This window comes from Stenomitos rutilans (genome assembly GCF_059505485.1).
In genome coordinates this window covers 1-4769 of record NZ_JCACKR010000042.1, presented here as the reverse complement: position 1 = coordinate 4769, position 4769 = coordinate 1, and the positions used below count along the sequence as shown (strand labels likewise).

Sequence of the window (4769 nt, the reverse complement as noted above, 5' to 3'; positions counted from 1 at the left end):
GAGTCTTTAGGATGATCCTATCGATTTCCGACCCCCTTCAACAACGAGTTGTACTTAGAATGCCAATACAGAAACGCCTTTAAGCCCTACGAATGAGACAAAGCCTCAGCGTAAGCGTTATCAGCCTTCAGGCGAAGCAACCATAGCCGTTGCCGATTGGAATCAGCATTTGCAGACTAACTGGTGATTATGATGGCACTACCCGAAGTTATTCCAGATCAACTCCTAAAGATTCGTCCCGCGCCCTCTAACATTGCCGCTGAAATTGAGCGTATTAGCAATGGCAGCCCCTTCATCACCACAAAGCGGGATGAAGCTTTCCACACGTGGCTGGGCAACCAGCGCGATGCAAAAACCTGTGGCATTGTTCTGTCTTCTCATCGCTCGGGTGTTTCAGAATCTTGTCAGTTTTACAGACTACAACAGGTTAAATATCGGGGTGCGGTGCTCCTGCTACCAGTGTCAATGGTTTACATCAGAGTACCGTCTGGTTGCACTCCAGCCCAGCTATTTGTTGAGGCTCTCCAGGCTCTTCACCGCAACCTGAAGATGGGACGCATCGGCGATTTGAGAGCACGTGTTCGAGCCACCTTAAAAGAGTATGGCGTTAAACTCCTCGTTATTGATGATGCCCATTATCTGAAGCTGAAGGCATTACGAGAATTGGTTCAGCTCCATGAACTGCTGCAGATTCCAGTTATCCTCATCGGGACTGGGTCTCTATATGACCAACTCAAATCAGAGTGGAAACAGGTTCACAACTCTTTCCTATCCTTCTACGCCTTTCCTGCTCTGACGATCGAGCAGACTGCTTCCATTGTAGATACGTGGGCAAACGACTTTTTGGGATGGTCAGAGCAGTCTGATTTGCTGCTTGAGGATGTGTTGAAGAAGTTGCAGGACAAGACAGGTGGGCAAACTGGTCCCTTGAATGACGCTTTACAGAAAATTGCGATTCAAGCGTTAAAGAAGGGGGTAGGCAGGCTAGCTGAACCGATCATTCATGAAGTCTTAGATGGGCAAATGAGCGCTGTGACACTTTAAAGAACCCTCTTGCCTTTTGGAGCTTACTGTATGGCTGAAACCGATGCTGTGTTGTCCTGGATTGCTAAAGTTGAGCCGTATGAAGGCGAAAGTATCAGCCATTACTTCGGGCGCTTTCGACGGTGTGAGTTGAATAGCATCTCTGCCCCAACCGGGTTGAGCATTGCGGCAGGGCTGGGCTTTGCTCTCTCCCGGTGGGAAAAGTTTCGCTTTAATCCATTTCCAGATCACAAAGAATTGGCAGCAATGGGTAAGCTGGTGGGCTTAGAGGCAGATCGCTTGCTGGCGATGTTTCCATCGAAGGGCACACCAAGCGTCAATCGTTCTACACGCTTATGTGGAACCTGTTATGCCGAAGCCCCCTATCACCGGGTAGCATGGCAGTTTGAATCAAGCGAGGGGTGCGACCGCCACCAGCTTCGCCTCATTTCGCGCTGTCCTGCCTGCGATGAAAAGATCCCGCTGCCCGTTGAATGGGCACAAGGGAAGTGCCAGAAATGCGGCATGCAGTTTCAATCGATGGCAAAGAAGCAAAAGCCGTATAAGAAGGTTGGGGAATGGACTAGCCCAAATGAGGATAGTAAGTTGATTTGCAGGGAGTTCCTACCATGACGATAAAAACAATTCGATGCTGTCTCTGCGGAGATGAGACAACCCGCAAATTCTTCTGGGAAGCGATGGTGTCCTATACCCTCCTAGTTAATCATTTGCTCGCTGAAGTCGCTAATCATTCACAATTTCAGGAGTGGCAATCGAAAGGGGATATACCCCGGCAGCCGATCGAAAAGCTCATTGAAGAATTTACAGCAGACATGTCTGCCGCGCTTCCCTGCCGTTTCCGCACATCTGCTGTGCTGATGACTCAATATGTCTATAAAGCCTGGTTTAAGCAGCAGCAGAAACGGCGCTGGCGGCTTCAGGGGAAGAAGCAATGGGTAGAAGTGATCGAGAGTGATAACGAACTTGCCCAAACAACAAGTTTTAGCCAGGAGGAAGTTTGTTCAAGGGCAAGAGAAATTTTGGATCTGGTAAATTCTAGGGGAATTGGTAGTCTAGGCAATCAAAGCCGCGATAAACCAAAAGCTAGAGTTACTCTGTTGGGGTTCCTGCTTGACCGCTTCGAGGGGACGCATAATCTTCTAGAACGACGAGCAATTGTCCATCTGCTTAAGAACAACCTAACTGTTAACGAACAGGATAAAGACCTAAAGAGCTTAGCTCAACAGCTCGAAAGCAAAAAGATTGAAATTGAACGCCTTGAAAGGCAGCTCGAAAGTCGGTTGCCCAAGGGAAGAGATCCGAATGGAGAGAGTTATCTGGAGAGCCTTCTGGCTGCTATTGCCCTTCCTGATTCAGTTGAAATTGGTCACACAGATGCTAACGTAGCCATTCTGAAGGAGCAGAAGCAAATTGAGCCATACAACAGCCTCCCTTACCCAATCATCTTTGGTAGTGCCGATGATCTTATCTGGTCAGTTGAGGTACACAATTCTGCTCCACACGAGTTGGAATTCATACTAAAGCAGAAGATAGCGACAGCAAAAAATCGTAAGAAGAAAAATTCGTCAGACAGGCTTTGTGTTCGCTTCAAAGGATTGAGAAACGCAATGTTCAAAGTTCAATGTGACCGACGACAGTTACCCATTTCTCGTCAATTTCTGACTGATTACGAGTTTCACTTCCAAACACCTGAGAAAGAACGTTTTTCTCAAGGATTGTTTATCCTGAAGTCTGCTCAACTCCTCTGGTGCCCTAATACTCAAAAGCACCATCACAAACCAGTTTCTGAGCAAACTCAGTCCTCTGGTGGCAATCCTTGGGAAACTCACCGACTTTACCTGCACTGCAATATTGACACTCGTCTACAAACAGCCGAAGGTACTGAAGAAGTGAGGCAGCAAAAAAGGCAAGAAACGCTTAAGAGCCTGAAAGGACAGGAGGCGTTGAGTGAGCAGCAACTGCAAGAACTGGAATTGTCAGCTACTCAACGCTCTCATGTTAAACGTTTGCGAACAACTCTTTCTCGATTGGAGAACTCCGCCCCTCATCGCCCTAGTACTAGCCGTTATCAGGGGAATCCCTTGATAGTAGTTGGGGTTAGTCTTAACCCTCAAACGCTCCTTACTGCCTGCGTGGTTGACCTTCAGACTGGAAGTATCCTCAATACTCAAAACGCAAAGCAACTTCTAACTGTGAAGAATGTTAAAGTGAAACGAGGAAAACGTAGTACCCTTCAACTTAAACTTGCAGACTGGCGACTAATCAACAAACTGCACTTGCAACGACAGCGCAACCTGACTAAGCGACCAGAAGAGTACAAGCAGGGTCAGTATCGGGAGAATGCTTCTGAATCGAGCTTGGGTCTTTACGTAGAACGATTACTAGCATCGAGACTGGTAAACTTTGCGCTTAAGTCGCAAGCGAGCACCATTGTGATTCCTGACCTGAAACACATTAGGGAAATTCTGGAATCTGATATTCAAGCAAGAGCCAGACGCAGGTATCCAGCCCAAAAAGAGCTTCAAGAGGGTTTTGCCAAGCAGCTTCGCATCACCATTCATCGTTGGAGTTACAGCCGATTGATTCAATGCATTCGTGAACGGGCAGCCAGGAAAGGAATTGCCGTAATCACTGGGCAACAACCGCTTCAGGGAGAACCACAACAGAAAGCTAAGCAGGTTGCTATAGCGATCCTATTTGGATTGTGAGAAAGGATTCCAGTGGAATCCTTTCTCACAAAGCCTCTCAATCTCACAAATGATTTAGGACTGCTATATGTCGGCTTATGCCGCCTGAATATTACAGGCAAAACGAGTTTTGTACCTTGAAAAAATAATATTCCAATAGCGCGCCGCTCTCTTTGAGAGTCGGTGTAAAGTGCAGGGCAGTTTAATTGCTTTCCGCCCTTGGTAGTTGTCTTCTTCTTCTGCAAGTTTCTTGCAGATATGGTGCAGGGTCGCGCCTAGCATCAGGAAGCCATGTTTTCGCAGTTGTGGTGCCTGCCACTAGCTACGAGGATACAGGAGTACGTGTATGGGCAGCTACTAAATCGCCTCCGAACAAGGAGGAACCCTTCTACAATTTTTGGCAAACTAAAGCAAGGGTTAAATTCCCGGAACGGTTGCCAAAAGTGAATTGCTTGCCACTTATTGCTTTCATGCGTTCAAGACCAAAATCTAAAAAATTTTGCTTGAAAGCATAAAGCTTTGGCTCCCTATGCCAAAAACGCAATAGCAAAAGAGAGATTGGCTGTGCAAGGAATTGAGTTGCCAGAGGCGCAAATGCCTTTTCAGTTCTAGACGGGTTGAAAGTTTGATTGATTTGACGAGACTGCAAAAGTCCCTCAGACGCAAATGCCTTTTCAGCTCTAAACGGGTTGAAAGACTGACAACGATGTCTGCCCACACCGATTAAACATAGGTTTCTTAGTGGTTATTCTTTGCACAGTTTGAATCTTCAAAAGAAATTTGATGGGTTGAAAGGAGCGCTGCGATCTCACAAATCAATCGCTTCATCGCGCTTAGTTAAGTTCCTAAAGCTGATGAAAAAGGATCTTTGGAAACTAAACCTTTAAAACCATTCAGAACCTAACTTAACGAGTTAGAAGTTCCGAAATGCCTATATTTCGTCAGCTTTGGACACTAAACCTTTAAAACTGACAAATAAAGGTTTTAGAACTTACGCATTGACAAAAAGAGTGAAATGTGGTGACTCTAGGATAGTCT

Annotated in this window: 4 protein-coding genes; 3 read left to right on the top strand and 1 reads right to left on the bottom strand. The window is 46.4% G+C overall.

All coding sequences use genetic code 11. The features are described from left to right. The first annotated feature begins 189 nt into the window (after nt 1-189). From AC5JLP_RS07250 to cas12k, 3 genes are read left to right on the top strand one after another with little or no spacing between them, the layout of a single operon-like run. Nucleotides 190-1044, top strand: coding sequence for an AAA family ATPase (locus AC5JLP_RS07250; protein ID WP_496067253.1), 855 nt, complete (start codon nt 190-192; stop codon nt 1042-1044). Nucleotides 1045-1074: 30 nt separating this feature from the next. After that, nucleotides 1075-1656 (top strand): TniQ family protein, encoded by a 582-nt coding sequence (locus tag AC5JLP_RS07245; protein ID WP_496067252.1) that lies wholly within the window; start codon nt 1075-1077, stop codon nt 1654-1656. Further along, nucleotides 1653-3752 (top strand): type V CRISPR-associated protein Cas12k, encoded by a 2100-nt coding sequence (gene cas12k, locus AC5JLP_RS07240; RefSeq protein ID WP_496067251.1) that lies wholly within the window; start codon nt 1653-1655, stop codon nt 3750-3752. Before AC5JLP_RS07245 ends, cas12k begins: the two co-directional genes overlap by 4 nt. Before the next feature lie 367 nt (nt 3753-4119). Here cas12k and AC5JLP_RS07235 read toward each other — a convergent pair whose 3' ends face one another. Beyond that, nucleotides 4120-4449 carry a hypothetical protein gene (locus AC5JLP_RS07235; RefSeq protein WP_496067250.1) on the bottom strand — a complete coding sequence of 110 codons (330 nt, stop codon included), beginning with the start codon at nt 4447-4449 and terminating at the stop codon, nt 4120-4122. Between the last annotated feature and the right edge of the window lie 320 nt (nt 4450-4769).